The following is a 19142-nucleotide window of genomic DNA, read 5'->3' as shown; positions in this document are numbered from 1 at the left end:
GCAAACCATATTCATATACAGCCGCGACTGGAGGTTCGGCGCAGCCACAGGTAAAATTTTGCGGCATTATAGCCAATACCCACATAAACTGGAACGGATAACGAAGCCTGCAACCAGGCGACCAGCCATCCTCCAGGCCCCAGAACGAGCCCCTATGTCGACCACCGAAAATCCGATTCACTTCAACAGCGCCGCCTTCAACACCAGCGCCGCCCGCCTCAGCCAGTGCCCGGAAGACATGGGCGCGGAGGTGGCCTTTGCCGGCCGCTCGAATGCCGGCAAATCCAGCGCCATCAACACCCTGACCAACAATTCGCGGCTGGCCCGGACATCGAAGACGCCGGGACGTACCCAGCTGATCAACTTTTTCGATCTCAATGTGCCGGGCCTGAGAATCGTCGACCTGCCGGGCTACGGCTACGCCAAGGTGCCGATCGCCATGAAGGAGCACTGGCAGAAGCACCTCGACGCCTATCTGCAGAAAAGAGCCTGCCTGCGCGGCGTGGTGCTGGTGATGGACATCCGCCATCCGATGAAGGAGTTCGACGAAATGATGGTCGGCTGGTGCGAAACCACCGGCATGCCGCTGCATGTGCTGCTGACCAAGGCGGACAAGCTCAAGAAGGGGCCGATGCAGAGCACGGTGCTGCAAGTGCGCAAGGCACTGCGCGAACGTCTCGGCGATGGCGTCACGGTGCAGGCCTTCTCGGCGCTGAAGAAAGCCGGTGTCGAACAACTGCAGCAGCGGCTGAGCGAGTGGCTGCTGAACGACGATGAGGCCGAGCCGGCAGAAGATGTGATAACGGAAGCGTAAGCTGGGAAAAAGCGATGCACCGGTACGGAACTCAATACCCCTGCCGGGCCCGGGCATTGCGCAACCCACGATATCGAGCCGCTTGCCGAGGCAAGCCCCACCGGGCCCCGCCGGCGTCCGATACCGCCGGTGGAATTCGCAGGCTCATTCCACCCTACGCTACTCAACAGGCCCGCCGGTACCCGACATCAACGGCGCGCCACTACAAACTGTTAACTGTAAACTTTCAGTTAATACCAAAAAGAAGCCCTGCGCAGGCCTGCCAGGCCTGCCAGGCCTGGGAACGCGAACGACGGGCAAGTGCTTGAGCTACTGTCCCGACAAGTACCCACCAAAAAGAAGCCCTACACAGACCTGGAAGGGGAACGACAGGCAAGTGCAGGGCTTCAACGCATGCTTCTTATATACAGTAGCCACCACCATGGCACAGATGAATGTGAAAATGTGACTCTGCATAGCGGTTGAACTTGGCGCCTGTCAAAAGTTCCGGCCCGGCAGAGAAATTTTTCACGTCCCGCTGCGGGAGTCAGTTGACCGGTTCCGCATTGACCAATTCGGCGAAGCGCAGCAACTGGATCGGCGGAAACAGCCCCAGTTCGCGCGCCACCGCGATATTGATGAACACCGAGAACCGGCTCAGTGACGAGATCTCCAGCTCGCCCGGCAGCTGCCCCTGAAAAAGCACCTTGTCCGCCTGGTTGGCGGCGAGGCGACCGACGTTGTAGTAACGGTTCGCCACAGCCAGCAAGCCCCCGAGTCGGTCACCATCACCTCATAGGCACTGGCGACCGGCAAGCCCTCGACGGCCGCGGCGCGGGTGAACTCGTCGCGCTGCTGCAGGTTGTAGGAGCTGGAGCCAACGTAAATCACGTCGACCTTTTCCTGCGCCAGTTCGCGCATCAGCTTCGGCAGCTGGCCGTCGAGTGGACCGCCCTTATCGCCCAGCGCCAGGGTTCGCTCGACCAGCTCGAAGCCCATCTCGCCGGACAGCACCTTGAGCTGCTCGGCATTCAGCACCGAGTTCAGCTCCGACGGGCTGTAGATGACGCCGATTCGGCGCGCCTCCATGTAATCCTGGATGGCACGGATCTGCACCTCTTCCGGCACCCGGTTGCGAATGCCGGTCACCGTCGGCCGACCGCTGTGCGCGTAGGACTCGACAATACCGGCGCTGACCGGGTCCGCCACCACCATGAACATCGCCGGTATATCGCCGAGCAGCGTTTCCGCGCTGCCCGCCTCGATCGGACCGATGATCGCCTTGGTCACCGAGGTGCCCCAGGTCACCACCAGATCGGGCCGCAAGTCACGGGCCTCGGCCAGAAACTGCGGCAACCTGGTCTTGTCACGATTGGCGTCCCGCAGGATCAGCTCGACCGGCAGTTCGCGGTCCTCAAGGTACTGGCGGAAGCCCTGACAGGCCTCCTCGCATCCGCGCCAGAGCACCATGTAGACCCGGGCCGGTTGCTCCGGAGTGAAGGCCGCCGTTGCCGACAGGCTGAACAGCAGCATGGCAATGCCGAACAGGCGATCCAGTTTCATGATGCGAAGACTTCCTTTGCCGCGGACTTTTTCAGATAGACACCCATGACGACGCCGGTCAGTACGATGCCGGTACCGACGATGGCCATTGCCTCACCGTAGTCGTAAACCACCAGCAGGCTGGCTACCAGCACCGGGCCCAGCACGCTGCCGACCCGCTCGGAGGTGCGCAGCAAGCCGAGCGCGGCGGTGCGGCCGACCTCGGGAGTGGCTTCGGCTGCCTCCATCGCCGCCGCGATCAGCGGCGCCTTGAGGATGGAATGCGCCGCCCCCATCAGCGCCACCGCCAGCAGCATCGACATCACCGACGCCTCGCCGTAGAGCGAGATCAGGATGACGCCGGAGAGCACCGTCCCCAGCACCACCAACTCCACCGTCTGGCCGCTGCGGTCGGCGATGCGCGAGGCCACGGGCCCCAGCGGAATGATGATCAGCGAGTAGACCATCATGATGCGGCCGATCTCCGACTGGGTCGCGTCCAGCGTTACCAGGTACAGCGGTACCATGTAGTAGAGGAAACCGGTCAGGATGATCTTCGCCGGTATGGCGCAAAACAGCACGATGCAGACGTAACGCGGGTTGCGTGCCAGGGCCCAGGCGGAGCCCTTGCCGCCTCCGCCCTTCTTGCGCCTTTCATCGACCTGTTCCGACAACATCAGCCAGGCCAGCAGACCGGCGAATGACGCCAGTATCGCGGATAGCAGGAATACCGGCTGATAGCCGATCCGGTCGGCGATGATACCGCCGAGCGCGGTACCGCACATGGTCGCGGTCATCAGCACGCCGACGAACACCGCCATGCCCTTGGCACGGTTCTGTGCCGTGACGATGGCAGCGATGTAGCCCTGGCAGCTGATGGTGATGATGGCGTAGCCGAGGGCGGTCACGCCGCGCCAGAAAATGATCTCGTACACGCCGGAAGCGACGGCACAGCCAAGGTAACCCGCCAGCGCCGGCACCAGTCCGCAGAAGAACAGCCGCTTGTTGCCCCAGCGGTCGACCCAGCGGCCGGCAAAGGGCGTCACCGCCGCGATGACGAACATGAACACCGATATCGGCAACCCCACCATGATGTCCTTGTCGAACCAGGGGTTGGGCTCGTAGTACTCGGCCACGAACAGCGGCATGAAGGACTTTTGCAGCTCCTCGGCGAAGGCGAACACGAACAGCGGAATGCGGGCATCGGTGATGCTGCCCTGCTTCTCGCGCAACACCTTCAGCAGGTTGAACTGGTCCGCGAGTCGGCGCAGGCGGCCGCCGATACCGTCGCCCTGGGGAATCTCGTCGGGTTTGGAAATCGCGCCGCCGTGACCGCCCGTCGCCTGATCGAGCGCCGAGCGAAAGCTGTCCTGCAGTTGCTGCGAATCGCGGTTCAGCTGGCTGATAAAGGTGCCGATGGAGCCTTTCCCGGACAGGCGGTCGTTTACCGAGAAGTCGCCGCCGGCCTGGCGTTCGAGAATGCTTTCGGAGCGCTGCAGCGGGCCGGAGACATAGAACATCACCAGCACCATCACCACCTCGAACGACACCAGCAGCACCGCCACCAGCACGATGGCGATATCGAAAAACACGTCGGTCAACTGGGTGCGGATGTAGCCGGTGTCGAGGCCAACCTGCACCGCGCCGTAGACGTGGCCGCCGACCGCGAGCGGCAGTTGCAGGTTCTCCGCCTGAAGCTCGCTGCTCTCGCCCAGCGGCAGCAGACGGAGCAGGTCCCGGCCGCCGTCGACCAGGCGGCTGACGAACCCGGCCTGCAGGGCCCTATCCACATCCAGCGCCGCACCGGCGATACCGGTCACCGGCGCCTGGACGCCGTCCATGGCGCCGCCGCTGTAAAGCAGCTCGCCGTCGCGGCCGGTCACCAGTACGTAAACGAGCTCCGGATACTTCGCCGCCGTTTCCTCGAGATACAGATCCATGCCGCGGATCCGGTCGAAGGGTACGCCGACCCCCAGGGCCAGCTCGATGTCTTCGCGAACCACCTCGGCCACCGCTTCGGCTTTCTGCAACAGTCGCGGCTTGAGCGCGATATTGAATTCCGTAAGGGTGTACACCGCACTGATGATCGCCGCCAGCAAGGTGCTGAGCAGGATCGTGATAAACAGGCGACGATTGATGAAGCCGGTCAGGCCGTCGCTGCGCTCAGTCATTTTTTACTTCCTCGTGGTGGGACCTGTCGGACCGCAGCCGGCTCACCTCGGCGGTCATCGCATCCAGCTCCCGGCGTACCTGCGCCTTCATGCGGTTGCTCTGGTCGATCTGCTCGGCAAAGCGGTGTGCCATCGAGCCGGGGACGAGCTCCAACCCGCCCGCGCCCGACGCATCGTGGCTCCGTGGCAGCTGGCTGCTGATCAGCTTGAAGACCTTGTTGACGTCGCCGAAGCCGAGCCGCACAGCGACGAAAATCAGCAGCGCAAAGCTGCCGAAGATCATCAGCGTCATTTCCAGCAGGTGCAACTTGACCTGCGCCAGCACGGCGCCGTAGCCCGACTTGTCGTAGGCGATCACGATGCCGCCCATCAGTTGCCGGGTGCCGTCGAACAGTTGCAGACCGCTGTACAGCACGCTGCTTTCCTCCAGGGTCCAGGCGACCTCGTCACCCTTGAGCGCCCGGCGCAGGATCCGCGGCCGGTGCTCCGGGTCGAGCAGCTCCGTGCCGGACGCGAACAGCACCCGGCCGCCGGCATCGAGGACGTAGAGCGCCGATACCTGCTCGTCACGTGCACGGGTCCGCGCCATCAATTCCGGCAGGTTATCCATTTCCTGCAACGGCAGCCCCAGTTGCTCGGCGCGGATGATCGAACGTTCCAGCGACGTCGACATCACCTGCAGCTGCGACGACACCACCGTCGACATCAGGCTGGTGAACTTCATGTAATTCATCAGGTAGAGCAAACCCAGAACGCTGACCAGGATGATCCAGATCGTCATGATCAACTTAAAGTGTACTTCGAGAAATGCTTTCATCGGGGGCCCCTTCCACCAAACCTTTCAGCCGTCGAGATATATAAGGAACTTTACAGCTGATGGGTTTTCAGAGGCAGCAGAATAGCACAGCTTATTACGCCGAATTAATGGCTATCGCCATGCCAGGAGCGGTATTTAAGCTGACCATGGCTTACCCACATCCGAGAATGTTAAAAAATAGAATAGAAAAATTACATTTTCTTCACATTGATACATATTTTTATACCAAGCCCATTAAATCAAAGCCTTAACAGCCACCACCAATCCAAACCAGGCAAACGACAAGCCGCAATTTCAGCAGACTCCTGAGAAATCCCGTCAAAATAGACGATCGCTCACACTCGATATAAATGTAAAAAAAACATCAAAACAATTTCATTACATTTAACGACTGCTTTTGTAAACCAAGCCTCTATATACTCAGCCGATACCTTAAATTCAAAAGTCCGGGCAAGACCTCTACGAATACCCGGCACCGGTGCCTTCAGGCGAATACTCAACCGATATCAACGGGATGTACCGATGGGTGTGCTCTTCGACCCACAGAGCAGCAACCTGGTGGCCAGAGACAGCCAGGGCGGGACTTACGTCCTCGTCAGACTGCGTCACAGCTCCGCCCTTTCATCCCTGTCGGAAATAGAGGTCGACCTGCTGTGCACCGAGTGCGACGCCGCCGCCTGGCTCGGTGAAACCCTGACCTGCGAGGTCTACAGCAGCCCCGGCAGCGACCGTTCGCCGATACGCTCCTTCTCCGGCGTGGTCACCGGCGTCCGCACGCTGGAACTCCTCGACGCCCAGCGCCAGACCTGCTTTCGCCTGCGCATCCAGCCCTGGCTGGCACTGCTCGGCTACAGCCGCAGCCACCGCGTGTTCCAGGAGCAGTCCACCCGCGACATCGTCACCTCCATCTTCGACGAGCTCGGCTTCAAGGGACAGTACCGGGTCGACGACATGCCGACGGCCAAACGGGCCTATTGCGTGCAGTTCAACGAAACCGACCTGGAATTCGTCAGCCGCCTGCTCGCCGAAGAGGGCGTACACTTCCACTTCGGCCGCGACGACGAATCCGGCACCCTGGTACTGCACGACGCCGCCAAACCGTTCGACAGCGCCGACAAGTGCCTGCTGGACGACAGCGGCGCGCCCGGCGGCGAGAACCCGGTGGTCGAGCGCTGGGCGCCGCGTCACCGCTTCCACGCCGCCAGCCTGGAGCTCGCGGCGTACGACTACAACCAGACCAAGCTGGTCAGCAGCAAGGCCAAGGCGTCGAAGTACAAGCTCGCCGGCAATACCAAGCTGACCGACTTCCGCTACCCCGCCGCCAGCATCAGCGGCGCCGTCGACGACCTCGACAAGCCGCTGGTCGAAACGCAGCGCGCCCAGCTCGACTCGGAATACCACCTGGTGGACGCCGAGACCGCCAGCGCCGCGCTCGCCGTGGGGGGCTACCTGTCGCTGCAGTCCCACCGCGACGACAGCCAGCCCGGCGACTATCTGGTGGTGGCGCTGGAGCAGGAGTTCAGCGTCACCCGGGAACGTACCTTCAGTCAGCACTGCCGCTTCACCTGCACGCCGCAGGCGCACCTCCACTACCCGGCGGCCCGCGGCAAGCCACGCGTCTTCGGCATGCAGAGCGCGGTGGTCTCCGGCAAGACCGACGCCGAGCCCGCCTGCGACGACCAGGGGCGCATTCGCATCCGCTTCCACTGGGACAGCGGCGCCAGCGGCGACAAGACCAGCTGCTGGGTACGTGTCGCGCAGTCGATGGCAGGCAACGGTTACGGCCTGCAGTTCATTCCCCGCGCCGGGCAGGAAGTGCTGGTCAGCTTTCTCGACGGCGACCCCGACCAGCCGCTGGTCACCGGGACCCTGTACAACAGCAAGCACAAGCCGCCCTACCCGACCGCGGACAGCACCCAGTCGGGTATCCGCACCCAGCTCAAGGGCAAGGCCAACGAACTTCGCTTCGACGACAAGAAGGACAACGAGCAGCTGTACCTCCACGCCGCCAGAGATCTGCTGGTCGAAGTCGAAAACGACGCCGACGAGAAAGTCACCGCCGAGAAGCGCGTCGCGGTCACCAAGGACATCAGCGTCAAGGGCGAAATGAACTACAGCCTCGAGGCCAAGGAGAACATCAGCCTCAAGACGAACAAGCACTACAGCCTGACCGCCACCGAAAACGTCACCGTCAACGGCAAGGTGATCACGCTGGAAGCCAGCGACAAGCTGCAGCTGATCGTCGGCGACAGCAAGCTGACCATCAGCGACTCGAAGATCGAGATCGAGAGCGACAGCATCAGTCTCGCCGGCAGCTCCAAGATCCAACTCGACGGCGGCCAGGTGGCGGTCGCCGGCGACTCCAAGGTGGACCTCAAGTCCGGCGGCTCGATGTCGCTCAAGGCCAGCTCGTCGCTGTCGGCGTCCGGCCTGAACGCCGAACTCAAGGCCAGCGTGGCCGCCACCGTCAAGGGATCGGCCTCGGCGGAGATCTCCGCCAGCGGTACCACCACGGTCAAGGGCGGCATGGTGATGATCAACTGATGCTGAAAAAGATTCCACACGCCACCTGCCAGGCGATCCTGGCGCGCTTCGAGCCGTCCGACGAGGCCCAGGCCTGCATCGACGCCGGTCAGGCACCGGCGGACGCCATCGCCGGCCTGCAGCAGCAGGGACTCTGGATCGACCTGGTCAACTTCTACTGCCACGCGCTGCCGATGCGCGAAACCCTCTGGTGGGCCTGCCGGCGCTGGAATTGCGCCGGGGGACTGGAGCGACGCCGAGAACGCCGCCATCGCGCTGTGCAAGCGCTGGGTGCAGGAGCCGGACGAAGCGAAACGGCGCCAGGCGGAAGCCCAGGTGACGCACCTCGGAACCCGCTGCGCACCCGGCTGGCTGGCCCAGGCGGTGTTCTGGAACGGCAGCGGCAGCCTCGGCGAACCGGGCCAGCCGGTGGTACTGCCGCCGGAATTTCTCTACGCCAAGGCAGCGGCCGGCGCCATCAACACCGCCTCGGTACTGCCGGAATGGAAAGGCCACGCGGCGTACTGCGCCCGCGTTTGCGCCATGGCGCTGGACCTGGCCCGCGGCGGCTCCGGCCAGCCGGCGAACGGATAAGGAGAAGCGAGATGCCCTGCGCCGCCCGCTCGTCCGACATGCACACCTGCCCGCTGCAGACCCCGGGCACGCCACCGGTCCCCCACGTCGGCGGCCCGATCTCGGGTCCGGGCAACCTCCAGGTGCTGATCGGCAAGCTGCCGGCCGCCTGCCTCGGCGAGCTCTGCACCTGCGTCGGGCCGCCCGACAGCATCGCCAAGGGCAGCGCCACGGTGCTGATCGGCAAGAAGCCGGCGGCGCGCATGGGGGACCTGACGACCCACGGCGGCTCCATCGCCGCCGGCTGCGCCACCGTCATGATCGGCGGTTGAAAGCACGCAGTATCAGGAAACAGGGGCCGCTCGCCGGTAGCGAAACGCAAAGGAACGACAAGATGCCAAGACTGAAACAGAATATTACGCCACTGTGCGACATCATCCTGCTGCCGGGCGACGTGGCCGACCCGACCAGTGAAGGCCAGGTCCAGGACTGCAAGATCGACCGGCAGCTGGACGAACTCTACGCCGACGCCACCACCGCCGACCGCCTGCTTGGCCGCTTCATCAACCAGGTCGCTACCGACTTTCCGGGCTGCGTCGCCGGTATCAAGTCCGCACCGCTGAAGGACCGGCGCACGGCCAAGGCCAAGTTGACCCGGGGCGGCGCCAGCAAGGGCGTAGAGGACCTCAAGGATATCGCGCGCGCTACCATCACCTTCAAGACCGAAGAGGCGATGTACGCAGCGCGGGACTATATCACCCGGCAGCGCTGCTTCACCTCTCTCGACGGGGTTGCACTCAAGGACCGCTACCAGTCGGTCAGGCAGGGGGGCTGGGTCCGACCGCCCAGGGCTACCGCGATATCAAGTTCTTTCTGTCGATGGACATCGGCCGTGGCGATTACCATATCGTCGAGCTGCAGCTCAACACCAAGTCGGCGCTCAAGGCCAAGGACGTCGGCCATCCCTTTTACGACGTCACCCGCATCGGCGGCGAGACCGGCACCCCGACCAGGCCAACTCGGATATCACCATCCCGCGGGACAAGGTCGAGAAACTGGCCTGGAAGCTACTCAAGGCCTGCCACGAGTGCATCTCGCGCAATATCGAGCCGGCCGCAGCGCGGCGCATCGAGCAGATGGTCAAGCGCGACTTCTTTCAACCGGTCTACGCCCGCAATGCCTCGACGGGCAATCTGGTCGTCGGCAGCAACCAAGAGCCGGTGATCCGGCGCTATGAACCCCGTACCCGGGCCGTAACCCTGCGCTTCAACAATCCCGCCCGGCGCGCGGAGGGACTGGCCCTGCTGCAGGTCAGCCCCGCGGCCTATATGCATTACAAGCGGCTTTCCCGGCAGTTCCGCTGGCGCAGCGCCGAGAACATGCACGCTGCTTGGTGACGGTCATGGACACGCTGCTCAACCCGATCGCCGATGACGCCCCCTGCGGCGAATACCTCAAGGGCAACCGTACGCTGTACCGGGGCCTGCGCAACGGTTTCAACCTGGCGCAGTCGTCGTACCGCCAGCTGATCGAATCCCCCGACGCCGCCACCGACGAGGCGCTGCAGAGCGCCAACCGGGACAACTGGCTGGCGCTGGCGCGCCAGTGCGAGGATACCCTCGGCAGCACCTCCAAGGACGTCGAGGTGTTCTGCTGGCTGGCGACCGCGCAGCTGTTCGGCACCGCGCCGCTAGAAGGCCTGGCGACGGTGCTGGACACCTTCGCCGAAGCGGTCGAGCGTTTCTGGCCGGACCTGAACCCCAAACCGCCCGCCGACAAGTTGCAGGCGGACGACGACGCCGGCCGCCGGCGCGAATGGGCCGAGACCCGGACCAAGCCGCTGCTGCAGCTGATCGGCGACAGTGCCGACGGCGGCCTGCTCTACATGCCGCTGCAGATGACCACCCTGGTCGGCGATATCGATTACAGCCGCTACTACTCCGCCGAGAAGAGCGGCGACCTGCCCGCGCTCAAGGCCGAGGCCCAGGCGCTGCTCGGCGCCGAAAAAGCCGCGGTCACCGATACGGTGCTGGCCCTCGGCCGCATCCTCAAGACGCTGGCGCGGTTGGAAAGCGCCATCGGCGAGCGCTGCCGCGAAGACGGCCTGAACGGTCCGAGTTTCCGCTACGTCCGCGACAGCATCGAGCGCCTGCTCGGCGCGCTGCGCTACCTGGTCGGCGACCAGCTCAAGCCCTGGCCGCTGGACAAGGCGGCACCCGCCGCCGACAGCGGGCCCGTCGAGGCGCCGACCGAACCCGCCGCGGAGCCTGCGGGCACCGGGGCGCCCGCGGCCACCGCGCCCGAGGCCATGGTGACGCTGGCAGGCGGCGGCGAGATCTACCACCGCGACCAGGCCTTCCGGGAGCTGCGCCGGATCGCCGACTTCTTCGCCCGCACCGAGCCCCACAGCCCCGTATACATGCTGCTGGAGCGGGCCATTCGCTGGGGCTACCTGCCGCTGCCGGAGCTGCTGGCCGAGATGGTCGGCGACGACAGCGCGGTGATGGGGCGCATTACCCAGCTGGCGGGGCTGGAGAGTATCGACCGCACGGAGATCCCCGAGGCGCGGATCAGCGCCCGTGAACTGCAGCAGCGCCGGCAGGGGGACGCGACATCCGCCCCCCGACGCCGGCGCAGGAACACCGGGAGGAGGCAGGGTGCCGCCCCCGGCGGCCACAGAAACCGCCGAGCCCCAGGGCAACGGCATCGGAATATCGAGCTTCGAGTGGTAACCGGCCACTCGGAACAGCACCCGGCGCCCAGACGGCGCTGAATACCTAAGGAGAGAGACTGATGGCTTCTATTTTCATGCGTATCGACGGTCTGGAGAGCATCAAGGGCGCCGCCACCGTCACCGACATCGGCAACAAAAAGGGCTTCTTCGCCGTCGATCAAGTCAGTTGGGGTGCCAACCGCGGCGTGTCGGTCAATATCGGCAACGGCAACAACGCCGACAAGGGCATGGCGGACCTCGGTGAAGTGGTCATCAACCGCACCTCCGACGGCGCCTCGCCGCACCTGACCACCTTCCTGTTCTCGCCGGGTGCCGAAGGCAAGACCGTCGAGATCGTCATGACCAAGCCCAACCGCGAAGGCGGCGGCCTGGATCCTTACCTGGTGATCACGCTGGAAAAGGCGCGCATGTCCCACTACAGCCTCGACTGCTCCGACGGCAACCTGCCGCATGAAAGCCTGCACCTGACCTACACCACCATCTCCCAGGTGTACTACGTCGAAAGCACCGGCGGCAAGATCGAGAAGGGCGACACCGTCAAGTTCGATACCACCACCGGCAAGCTGGAATCCAAGGCTTCCTAATTCCCTGACCCCAAACCAGGAGGTTGATCGTGGCCCTGAATTCACAACAGAAGCGCGTCAGCAAGAACCGCGTCAGCATCACCTACGACGTCGAGACCAACGGTGCCGTCGAGACCAAGGAACTGCCCTTCGTGGTCGGCGTCATGGGCGACTTCTCGGCCCACAGGTCGGACCGGGAAGAACTCGAGGACCGCACCTTCTACCAGGTCGACAAGGACAACTTCGACACCGTCATGAAACGCGTCGGCCCGGAGCTCAAGCTGAAGGTCGACAACACCCTGTCCAACGACGGCAGCCAGTTCGAAGCGGCGCTGAAGTTCAACTCGATGAAGGACTTCGAGCCGGACGCCATCATCGGCCAGGTCGAGGCGCTGCAGAAGCTCGCCGACACCCGCGCCCAGCTGAAGACGCTGCTGGCCAAGGCGGACCGCTCCCGCGACCTGGAGAAGCTGCTCAAGGAGGTGCTGCAGAGCGCCGACACCATCAACGCCCTGTCCAGCGAGCTGGGCATCGACGCCAAGGGAGATGAGGCATGAGCACCGAAGAACAGATCAACGAAGCCCAGGCGGTCGCCGTCGAAGGCGGGCTGAGCCTGCTCGACCGCGCCATCGCCGCCACCGCCCAGACCCCGGCCGACACCACCAAGGAACTGTTCTCGGTGCTGGCCGAGCAGGCCCTCAGCGGTACCGTGGTGTGGGACAAGAACGTCACCACCACCATCGACCGGGCCATCGCCGAGCTGGACAGGCAGATGTCCCGCCAGCTGTCGGCGATCATGCAGCAGGACGCCTTCCAGCGCCTGGAAGGCTCGGCGCGGCCTCAACAAGCTGGTGCGCGAGAGCGAACTCGGCCCGAGCCTGAAGATCCGCCTGGTCGACTTCCAGAAGGAGGAGCTGCTGGACCAGTTCGAGGACGCGCCGGCGGTGGACCGCAGCCCGCTGTTCGACGCCCTCTACCAGAAGGAATTCGGCACCGCCGGCGGCGAGCCCTACGGCCTGCTGATCGGCGACTACGCCTTCACCCACAAGGATGAGGACGTGGCCCTGATGCGCTACCTCGGCGAAACCGCCGCGGCCAGCCACGCGCCCTTCCTCGCCGCCGCCGCACCGGAGATGTTCGAATACCGCAGCTTCGAGCAGTTCGACGAGGGCAAACCGGTGGCCGCCGGCTTCGACTCCCCGGTCTACGCCGCCTGGAACGCCTTCCGCGAGAGCGACGATGCCCGCTACGTGGTGCTGACGCTGCCGCAGACCCTGGCGCGCCTGCCCTACGGCCAGAAGGGCCTCGGCACCAAGGCGTTCGAGTACGAGGAGCTGGCCGTGGACGCCGCCGGCAACCCGCGCCCGACCGACAACAGCCAGCTGGTCTGGTCCAACGCCGCCTACGAGCTGGGCCTGAAGATGACCCAGGCACACACCGCCTTCGGCTGGTGCACCGCCATCCGCGGCCTGGACAACGGCGGCAAGGTCGAGAACCTGCCCAACCTGACCTACCAGTCCGACGCCGGCGACGTGCAGCAGCAGTGCCCGATCGAGGTCAACCTGACCGACGAGCGCGAGAAGGAGCTGAGCGACCTGGGCTTCCTGCCGCTGGTGCACTACAAGAACACCAACTACGGTGTCTTCATCGGCGGCCAGACCACCCAGAAGCCGAAGACCTACACCGATCCCGATGCCACGGCCAACGCCGCCATCTCGGCGCGCCTGCCGTACATCATGGCCAGCAGCCGCATCGCCCACTACCTCAAGGTGATGGGCCGCGACAAGCTGGGCTCCAACCTGGAAGCGCCGGACGTGCAGCGCGACCTCCAGGCCTGGATCGATCAGTACACCAACTCCGGCGCCATGGGCAACGCCGAACGCTCCAGGACCCCGCTGTGCGAGTCCCGCATCCAGGTGGTCGAACAGCCGGGCCGTCCCGGCGCCTACTCCGCCGTCGCCCACCTGCGCCCCTGGCTGCAGCTCGAAGAGCTGACCACCTCGGTGCGCATGGTCACCAAGATCCCGGGCTGACGGGATGTTCCAGGCGGACTGGCAGCAGGCGCTCAACGGGCTGGATCCCCGCGAGGAGGATTTCCTGCCCCGCGCCCTGGCGCTGCTCGGCGAGTGGGACCCGCAGGTCCTGCAGAGCCGGCAGGCGCTCAGGGCGGCGCTGTGCCGCCTGATCGCCCGGCTGGACCGGCAACTGTCGGTCCAGCTTTCCCAGATTCTGCAGCAGCCGGCCTTCAGCGCGCTGGAAGCTGGCTGGCGCAACCTTCACAGCCTGGTCAACCTGCCGGTCAGCTACCGTCGCATCCGCGTCAAGGTGCTTGACATCGGCTGGCCAGAACTGACGCAGGACCTCAACACCTGCACCACGCTGCGCAGCAGTTTTCTCTACAACCTGATCGGCAACCGCGAGCTCAACACCCTCGGCGGCCAGCCGTTCGGCCTGATGGTGGTCGACCACGGCGTCTCGATGGAGATGGACCACGACGACGCCTTCGACGACCTCTACAGCCTCGAGCTGCTGGGGCAGCTCGGCGCCCTCTGCCTCTGCCCCTTCGTGCTGGCACCCGCCGACGACTTCTTCGGCGAAACCGACGCCGGCTGGCTGTCCGACGTCGAACGCATCGGCAAGATATTGGACGGCCCGGATTACAGCGGCTGGCAGCGCCTGCGCGAACACCCGGCCACGCGCTTCCTGGGCCTGGCGATGCCGCGCCTGCGGCTGCGACCGCCTTACCGCGACCGCCGCATCGGCTTCCTGTTCGACGAAATCCCGGCACCGCGGCCCGGCCTCTGGGGCAGCGCCGCCTTCGCCTTCGCCAGCATCGCCATGCGCGAGTTCAACCGCCTCGGCTGGTTCGGCTTCATGAAGTCGCGCTGGCAGGACCGCTACCAGGGCGCCCTGATCAACCTGCCGGACGGCGCCGCGGCGGACAGCCCGCTGCGTCGGCCGCAGCCGTCGATACGGCTGTGCGGCAACCTGGCCGGCTTCTACGCCGCCCGGGGCTTCGTGCCGATCAGCCAGAGCCCGCTGACCGACAAGTACTTCTTCAACGGCAACGGCTCGGTGTGGCGTCCGGGCCCGGGCGATGGCGACCAGGTCTCCGGGCAACTGCAGACGACGCTGATGATCTGCCGCATCGCCCACTACCTGAAGGTGCAGATCCGCAGCCTGATCGGCAACTTCCACAGCGCCGCCGAGTGCGAGCTGTTCCTGAGCCAGTGGCTCGACAACTACAGCAGCAACGTCATCGCCGGCGACGAGCAGACCCAGGCCAAGTATCCGCTGAAGAAGGGCCGGGTGCAGGTGCGCGAAGTACCGGGCAGCCACGGCCGCTTCGTCTGCGAGGTGCTGGTGCAGCCGCAGTACCAGTTCGATCACTTCTGCGGCGAGGTGCTGCTGACCACCGACCTGGGCCAGCCCGGCGGCGAAGGGAGGGGGCCTGATGCTGTTCTGGAAAACCTTCCTCGCCGACGAGGACGTCGGCGACGACCACGACGCCCTGGTCGCCTCGGTGCGCCACCAGCTAGGCTGCCTGCTGGAATCGGAGGCACCGCTGTGCACCCTGCCGAACCGCCTGCCGGAAGTGGCCCGCTCGAACCTGCGCTTCGGCCTCGACTGCCTGCAGTCGCTCAGCAGCCAGATGGAGCCGGACCGCTTCGCCCACCAGCTCGAAGCCTGGGTCCGGGCCTTCGAACCGCGCCTGACCGAGGTCCGGGTGGAAGTCTACGAACGCGACGAGCTGAACAACGCCGTCAGTTTCTCGCTGCTGGCCAAACTGAAAACCGACCGCGGCCCCCAGGCCCTGGTATTCGATTCGCGCCTGAACCTGCGGGACCTGCGCGTCAGAATGGAGACACAGGACCTTGTCTGATCAGCTGATGCGCTACTACGAACGCGAGCTGGCTTACGTGCGGCGGGCGCTGGCCGACTATGCGCAGCGCCACCCGGAACAGGCCGCGCAGCTGCAGCTCAGCCAGGGCAGCATCGAAGACCCCAACATCGCCCGCCTGATCGACGGCATGGCGCTGCTGACCGCCCGTACCGAGCAGCGCCTCGACGCCCAGCTGCCGGAGATCGTCCAGGGCCTGCTGGCGATCCTCTATCCCGGTTACACCGAGGTGGCACCGAGCTACTGCGCGCTGACGCTGGAGCCCGACCCGGAGCAGCTCAACGAGCCGGTCCGCCTGCCCGCCGGCAGCGAGGTGGCGGTGGCGCTGGACGACGGCCGCGAGTGCCGCTTCAGCACCCGCGCCGACCTCAATGTCCAGCCCTTCACCCTGGCCGCGGTCGAGGCCGCCACGGCACCGTTCAACTTCCCGCTGCCCGGCGCGCTGCGCAACGCCGGGGCGGTGATCCAGCTGAACCTGGCGTGCTGCGACGCCGAGGCGCGTTTCAGCCAGCTGCGCTTCGACGACTTCGAGTTCTACGTCCAGGGCTTCGAGCAGAACGCCGCCAGCCTAATCGAGCTGCTGCTGACCCAGACCCAGGCGATCAGCCTGTCGGATGCCGACGGCCGCAACCACCGTCTGATCGACGCCGGCCGGCTGCAGAGCCGGGTGGCGGACCCGTCGTTCTGCTGGCTGCCGCGTTACGGCAACCAGTTCGAGGGCTTCGACCTGCTACGGGACTGGTTCACCTACCCCGACAAGGGCGCCTACTTCCGCATCCGCGACCTGGGCCGGGAGCTCGGCGGCTTCGACCACAGCCGCCTGCGGCTGAACCTGTTCGTGCGCGAGCTGCCGGCCGAGTTCATCCGCCTGTTCGACACCCGCGTGTTCCGGCTCAACACCGTGCCGGCGATCAACCTGTTCGCCCAGCCGGGGGAGCCGCTCGGCTACGACTTCAGCCACCTCGCCGTGCCGGTGGTCGCCGACGCCGCCGGCGACGCCGACCTCGAGGTGGTCTCGGTCGCGGCGGTGCGGGAGGTGCTGCCGGACGGCGAGCGCCTGCTGCCGCCGCTGTACGACGTCCGCTACCGGCAGCCGCGCGACCTGCGCCAGTGGCAGGTACGCCAGCGTTGGGACGAGGCCGGGCGGCGCGGTGGAGCTCAGCATCGGCTGCACCGGCGGCGACCCCGCCCCGGGGGACGGCCTGGTGCTGTCGCTGGACCTCTGGTGCAGCAACGGCCGCAGCCCCTGCGCGCTGTCGGCCGGCACGCCGGCCCAGAGCCTGGCCGCGATCGACCTGCCGGGGCAGCTGCGGCTGCTGAATACGCCGACCGCGCCGCAGTACCCGGCGCTGGACAATGACCTGAACTGGCGCTTCATCGCCCTGCTCAACGCCAATTTCGCCTCGTTGCTGCAGACCGACCGGCCGGTGCAGGCGCTGCAGGAGGTGCTGTCGCTGTGCTGCCAGGGCGCAGCTGCCGCCAGGCGGAGGCGATCCGCGCGGTCAGCTACGAGCAGCAGGTGGCCGCGCTCAACGTCTGCGGTGCCAATATCTTCGCCACCGGCACCGAGATCACGCTGACGCTGGACGCCGAACGGCTCGGCAACCAGCAGGCGCTGTTCGGCGAAGTGCTGAACGCCTTTTACCAGCAGTTCTGCAGTTACGACCGTTTCATGCGGCTGCACGTACGTCGTTTCGGTGACGACTCGAAATTACGCAGTTTCGCACCGGTGCACGGGAGTCAGCTATGTCTCTGAGCCAATTGCCGAACAGACCCGCAAGTCACCTTTGCAGCGACGACTCGAGAATACGCAGTTTCGCGCCGGCTCTTCACAGGAGCCATCGGAAGTCAGCTATGCCTCTGAGCCGACTGCCGAACAGACCCGCAAGTCACCTTTGCAGCGACGACTCGAGAGTACGCAGTTTCGCGCCGGCTCTTCACAGGAGCCATCGGAAGTCAGCTATGCCTCTGAGCCGACTGCCGAACAGACCCGCAAGTCACCTTTGCAGCGACGACTCGAGAATACGCAGTTTCGCGCCGGCTCTTCACAGGAGCCATCGGAAGTCAGCTATGCCTCTGAGCCGACTGCCGAACAGACCCGCAAGTCACCTTTGCAGCGACGACTCGAGAATACGCAGTTTCGCGCCGGCTCTTCACAGGAGCCATCGGAAGTCAGCTATGCCTCTGAGCCGACTGCCGAACAGACCCGCAAGTCACCTTTGCAGCGACGACTCGAGAATACGCAGTTTCGCGCCGGCTCTTCACAGGAGCCAGCCATGTCTCTGAGCCGGGCCCTGCAGCACAACCCCGAGCGCTTCGAGTTCATCCAGGCGGTGCGTCTGCTGCGTGCGCTGACACCCGGTCGGCCGCTGCGCTTCGACGCCGAACCGATGCCGGACGGGCTCGAGGCCGAGGTCCGGGCGCTGGACCTGTCCGGGCCCGAAGCCCGTATCCGCCTCGGCCTGGAGGCGCTGTCCGGCGTTCGCGGCGTGCTGCCGCCCTACCTGTACGAGCGGCTGCTCGCCAGCCTGCACCGGGAAGACCAGGCGCTGGACGACTTCCTCAACCTGTTCAACCACCGTTTCTTCCAGCTGCAGCAGTCGGAGCGGGAAAGGGCCAGCCTGCTGTTGCGCGACGAACAGGAGCGGGCCGGTGGTGCAGCCCTGGGCCGACTGCCGCAGCGGCAGTGCCTGCGCAGCCTGGCGGCGCTGCCGACCGCCGATGACAGCGGGCTGCTGCGCTACAGCCTGCTGCTGGGGCTGAAAACCCGCAGCCTTGGCGGCCTCAGGCGACTGCTGAGCGACTACTTCGCGCTACCGATCCACGTCGACGCCGTGGCGCAGAGCCGCGCCCGGCTGCCGGCCACCTCGTTGACCCGGCTCGGCGGCCCCGAGGCGCGCAACAACCGGCTCGGCCAGGGCCTGCTGCTGGGTCGCACCGGCCTGCTGCACTTCCAGCGCCTGGAAATCCGGGTGCAGCCGCGGGACCGCGACGAGTATCGCGCGCTGCTGGCCGACAGCGGCTTTGCCGGCCGGCTGCGCGCGCTGGTCCGGACCTACCTGCGGGAAGCCACGGACCTGAAACTCTATCTCCAGGTACGGCGGGATTTCATCGCCGAACCGCAGCTCTCCTCCCGCCCCGATCGCGCGGTGCGGCTGGGGAAGCCAACTGCCTCGCGCCCCGGGTCCGCCCCGGGGAGTTCCGCAAAATTCTTCTGCCATAAGGAAAAGTCACGATGTCGCAGGTAAAGCTGAGCAAGCTGGTCGGCAAGCTGGAAGCGGGCCTCAGGGAAGCCCTGGAGCAGGCGGCCGGCGCCGCCATGAACCAGCAGGTGCCGGCCATCGAGGTCGAGCACTGGCTAGTGCAGCTGCTCAATGGCCGGGACGCTCCCTGGTCCGCTTTCTCGAGCAGCAGCAGGTCGACGAACGCGCGCTGCTGGCCGAACTCAGCGTCCGTCTCGAGCGGCTGCCCCGCGGTGCCGATAGCCAACCCACCCTCAGCAAGGGGCTCAGCGACCTGATCGAA

General features: G+C 65.5%; 18 protein-coding genes and 2 pseudogenes. 16 read left to right on the top strand and 4 right to left on the bottom strand.

Features of this window, described 5'->3' with window-relative positions; translation table 11 throughout:
• Positions 1–154: 154 nt before the first annotated feature.
• Positions 155–814 (top strand): ribosome biogenesis GTP-binding protein YihA/YsxC, encoded by a 660-nt coding sequence (gene yihA / locus ACFQDL_RS11865; protein WP_379909197.1) that lies wholly within the window; start codon positions 155–157, stop codon positions 812–814.
• Between the two features lie 526 nt (positions 815–1340).
• Here the strand turns inward: yihA and ACFQDL_RS11860 are convergent.
• From ACFQDL_RS11860 to ACFQDL_RS11845, 4 genes are read right to left on the bottom strand one after another with little or no spacing between them, the layout of a single operon-like run.
• Positions 1341–1499, bottom strand: a complete 159-nt coding sequence (locus ACFQDL_RS11860) for a hypothetical protein (RefSeq protein ID WP_379909196.1) — start codon at positions 1497–1499, stop codon at positions 1341–1343.
• The gene (locus tag ACFQDL_RS11855; protein WP_379909195.1) at positions 1451–2356 is read right to left on the bottom strand and encodes an ABC transporter substrate binding protein; all 906 of its coding nucleotides are present in this window, start codon (positions 2354–2356) and stop codon (positions 1451–1453) included. The genes ACFQDL_RS11860 and ACFQDL_RS11855 overlap by 49 nt, the downstream gene beginning before the upstream one ends.
• Positions 2353–4506: an MFS transporter gene (locus ACFQDL_RS11850; protein WP_379909194.1), complete on the bottom strand. Its 2154-nt coding sequence runs from the start codon at positions 4504–4506 to the stop codon at positions 2353–2355. The genes ACFQDL_RS11855 and ACFQDL_RS11850 overlap by 4 nt, the downstream gene beginning before the upstream one ends.
• Positions 4499–5323: a hypothetical protein gene (locus ACFQDL_RS11845; RefSeq protein WP_379909193.1), complete on the bottom strand. Its 825-nt coding sequence runs from the start codon at positions 5321–5323 to the stop codon at positions 4499–4501. Before ACFQDL_RS11845 ends, ACFQDL_RS11850 begins: the two co-directional genes overlap by 8 nt.
• A gap of 522 nt (positions 5324–5845) precedes the next feature.
• Here ACFQDL_RS11845 and ACFQDL_RS11840 point away from each other — a divergent pair.
• The 15 genes and pseudogenes from ACFQDL_RS11840 to ACFQDL_RS11770 all read left to right on the top strand — a co-directional run bounded on the left by ACFQDL_RS11840 (position 5846) and on the right by ACFQDL_RS11770 (position 19137).
• The gene (locus tag ACFQDL_RS11840) at positions 5846–7867 is read left to right on the top strand and encodes a type VI secretion system Vgr family protein (RefSeq protein ID WP_379909192.1); all 2022 of its coding nucleotides are present in this window, start codon (positions 5846–5848) and stop codon (positions 7865–7867) included.
• Positions 7867–8440: pseudogene (locus ACFQDL_RS11835) on the top strand (DUF6931 family protein). Before ACFQDL_RS11840 ends, ACFQDL_RS11835 begins: the two are co-directional and overlap by 1 nt.
• Before the next feature lie 11 nt (positions 8441–8451).
• Positions 8452–8751: a PAAR domain-containing protein gene (locus ACFQDL_RS11830; RefSeq protein WP_379909191.1), complete on the top strand. Its 300-nt coding sequence runs from the start codon at positions 8452–8454 to the stop codon at positions 8749–8751.
• A 62-nt stretch (positions 8752–8813) separates the two neighbouring features.
• On the top strand, positions 8814–9656 hold the full coding sequence (locus tag ACFQDL_RS11825) for a hypothetical protein (RefSeq protein ID WP_379909190.1): 843 nt from the start codon (positions 8814–8816) through the stop codon (positions 9654–9656).
• Entirely contained in the window at positions 9640–9816 is a 177-nt protein-coding gene (locus ACFQDL_RS11820; RefSeq protein ID WP_379909189.1) for a hypothetical protein, read from the top strand. Before ACFQDL_RS11825 ends, ACFQDL_RS11820 begins: the two co-directional genes overlap by 17 nt.
• Positions 9817–9821: 5 nt before the next feature.
• Complete coding sequence (locus tag ACFQDL_RS11815; RefSeq protein ID WP_379909188.1) at positions 9822–11192, top strand: type VI secretion system protein TssA; 1371 nt, start codon at positions 9822–9824, stop codon at positions 11190–11192.
• A gap of 20 nt (positions 11193–11212) precedes the next feature.
• On the top strand, positions 11213–11737 hold the full coding sequence (locus ACFQDL_RS11810) for an Hcp family type VI secretion system effector (protein ID WP_379909187.1): 525 nt from the start codon (positions 11213–11215) through the stop codon (positions 11735–11737).
• A gap of 29 nt (positions 11738–11766) precedes the next feature.
• Positions 11767–12273: a type VI secretion system contractile sheath small subunit gene (gene tssB, locus ACFQDL_RS11805; protein ID WP_379909186.1), complete on the top strand. Its 507-nt coding sequence runs from the start codon at positions 11767–11769 to the stop codon at positions 12271–12273.
• A 294-nt stretch (positions 12274–12567) separates the two neighbouring features.
• Complete coding sequence (tssC, locus tag ACFQDL_RS11800) at positions 12568–13749, top strand: type VI secretion system contractile sheath large subunit (protein WP_379909184.1); 1182 nt, start codon at positions 12568–12570, stop codon at positions 13747–13749.
• Positions 13750–13753: 4 nt separating this feature from the next.
• Positions 13754–15127: pseudogene (locus ACFQDL_RS11795) on the top strand (type VI secretion system contractile sheath domain-containing protein); the annotation flags it as partial.
• 43 nt (positions 15128–15170) lie between these two features.
• Positions 15171–15599, top strand: a complete 429-nt coding sequence (tssE, locus tag ACFQDL_RS11790; protein WP_379913037.1) for a type VI secretion system baseplate subunit TssE — start codon at positions 15171–15173, stop codon at positions 15597–15599.
• Positions 15592–16977 carry a type VI secretion system baseplate subunit TssF gene (tssF, locus tag ACFQDL_RS11785; protein ID WP_379909183.1) on the top strand — a complete coding sequence of 462 codons (1386 nt, stop codon included), beginning with the start codon at positions 15592–15594 and terminating at the stop codon, positions 16975–16977. Before tssE ends, tssF begins: the two co-directional genes overlap by 8 nt.
• A gap of 96 nt (positions 16978–17073) precedes the next feature.
• Positions 17074–17373, top strand: coding sequence for a type VI secretion system baseplate subunit TssF (locus tag ACFQDL_RS11780; RefSeq protein WP_379909182.1), 300 nt, complete (start codon positions 17074–17076; stop codon positions 17371–17373).
• 520 nt (positions 17374–17893) lie between these two features.
• Positions 17894–18865 (top strand): type VI secretion system baseplate subunit TssG, encoded by a 972-nt coding sequence (locus ACFQDL_RS11775; protein WP_379909181.1) that lies wholly within the window; start codon positions 17894–17896, stop codon positions 18863–18865.
• On the top strand, positions 18853–19137 hold the full coding sequence (locus tag ACFQDL_RS11770) for a hypothetical protein (RefSeq protein WP_379909179.1): 285 nt from the start codon (positions 18853–18855) through the stop codon (positions 19135–19137). Before ACFQDL_RS11775 ends, ACFQDL_RS11770 begins: the two co-directional genes overlap by 13 nt.
• Positions 19138–19142: the final 5 nt, after the last annotated feature.

The sequence above is a fragment of the Marinobacterium aestuariivivens genome, assembly GCF_042661465.1.
Taxonomy (GTDB): domain Bacteria; phylum Pseudomonadota; class Gammaproteobacteria; order Pseudomonadales; family Balneatricaceae; genus Marinobacterium_A; species Marinobacterium_A aestuariivivens.
Note: the sequence above shows the minus strand (reverse complement) of the source record. Positions and strands in the feature narration are given on the sequence as shown.

Coding starts and splice junctions, on each gene's coding strand:
- ACFQDL_RS11855 (WP_379909195.1), bottom strand. CDS start 2,356: ATGAAACTGGATCGCCTGTTCGGCATTGCCATGCTGCTGTTCAGCCTG.
- ACFQDL_RS11775 (WP_379909181.1), top strand. CDS start 17,894: ATGTCTCTGAGCCGGGCCCTGCAGCACAACCCCGAGCGCTTCGAGTTC.
- yihA (WP_379909197.1), top strand. CDS start 155: ATGTCGACCACCGAAAATCCGATTCACTTCAACAGCGCCGCCTTCAAC.
- ACFQDL_RS11830 (WP_379909191.1), top strand. CDS start 8,452: ATGCCCTGCGCCGCCCGCTCGTCCGACATGCACACCTGCCCGCTGCAG.
- ACFQDL_RS11825 (WP_379909190.1), top strand. CDS start 8,814: ATGCCAAGACTGAAACAGAATATTACGCCACTGTGCGACATCATCCTG.
- ACFQDL_RS11815 (WP_379909188.1), top strand. CDS start 9,822: ATGGACACGCTGCTCAACCCGATCGCCGATGACGCCCCCTGCGGCGAA.
- ACFQDL_RS11850 (WP_379909194.1), bottom strand. CDS start 4,506: ATGACTGAGCGCAGCGACGGCCTGACCGGCTTCATCAATCGTCGCCTG.
- ACFQDL_RS11810 (WP_379909187.1), top strand. CDS start 11,213: ATGGCTTCTATTTTCATGCGTATCGACGGTCTGGAGAGCATCAAGGGC.
- tssE (WP_379913037.1), top strand. CDS start 15,171: ATGCTGTTCTGGAAAACCTTCCTCGCCGACGAGGACGTCGGCGACGAC.
- ACFQDL_RS11840 (WP_379909192.1), top strand. CDS start 5,846: ATGGGTGTGCTCTTCGACCCACAGAGCAGCAACCTGGTGGCCAGAGAC.
- ACFQDL_RS11845 (WP_379909193.1), bottom strand. CDS start 5,323: ATGAAAGCATTTCTCGAAGTACACTTTAAGTTGATCATGACGATCTGG.
- ACFQDL_RS11770 (WP_379909179.1), top strand. CDS start 18,853: ATGTCGCAGGTAAAGCTGAGCAAGCTGGTCGGCAAGCTGGAAGCGGGC.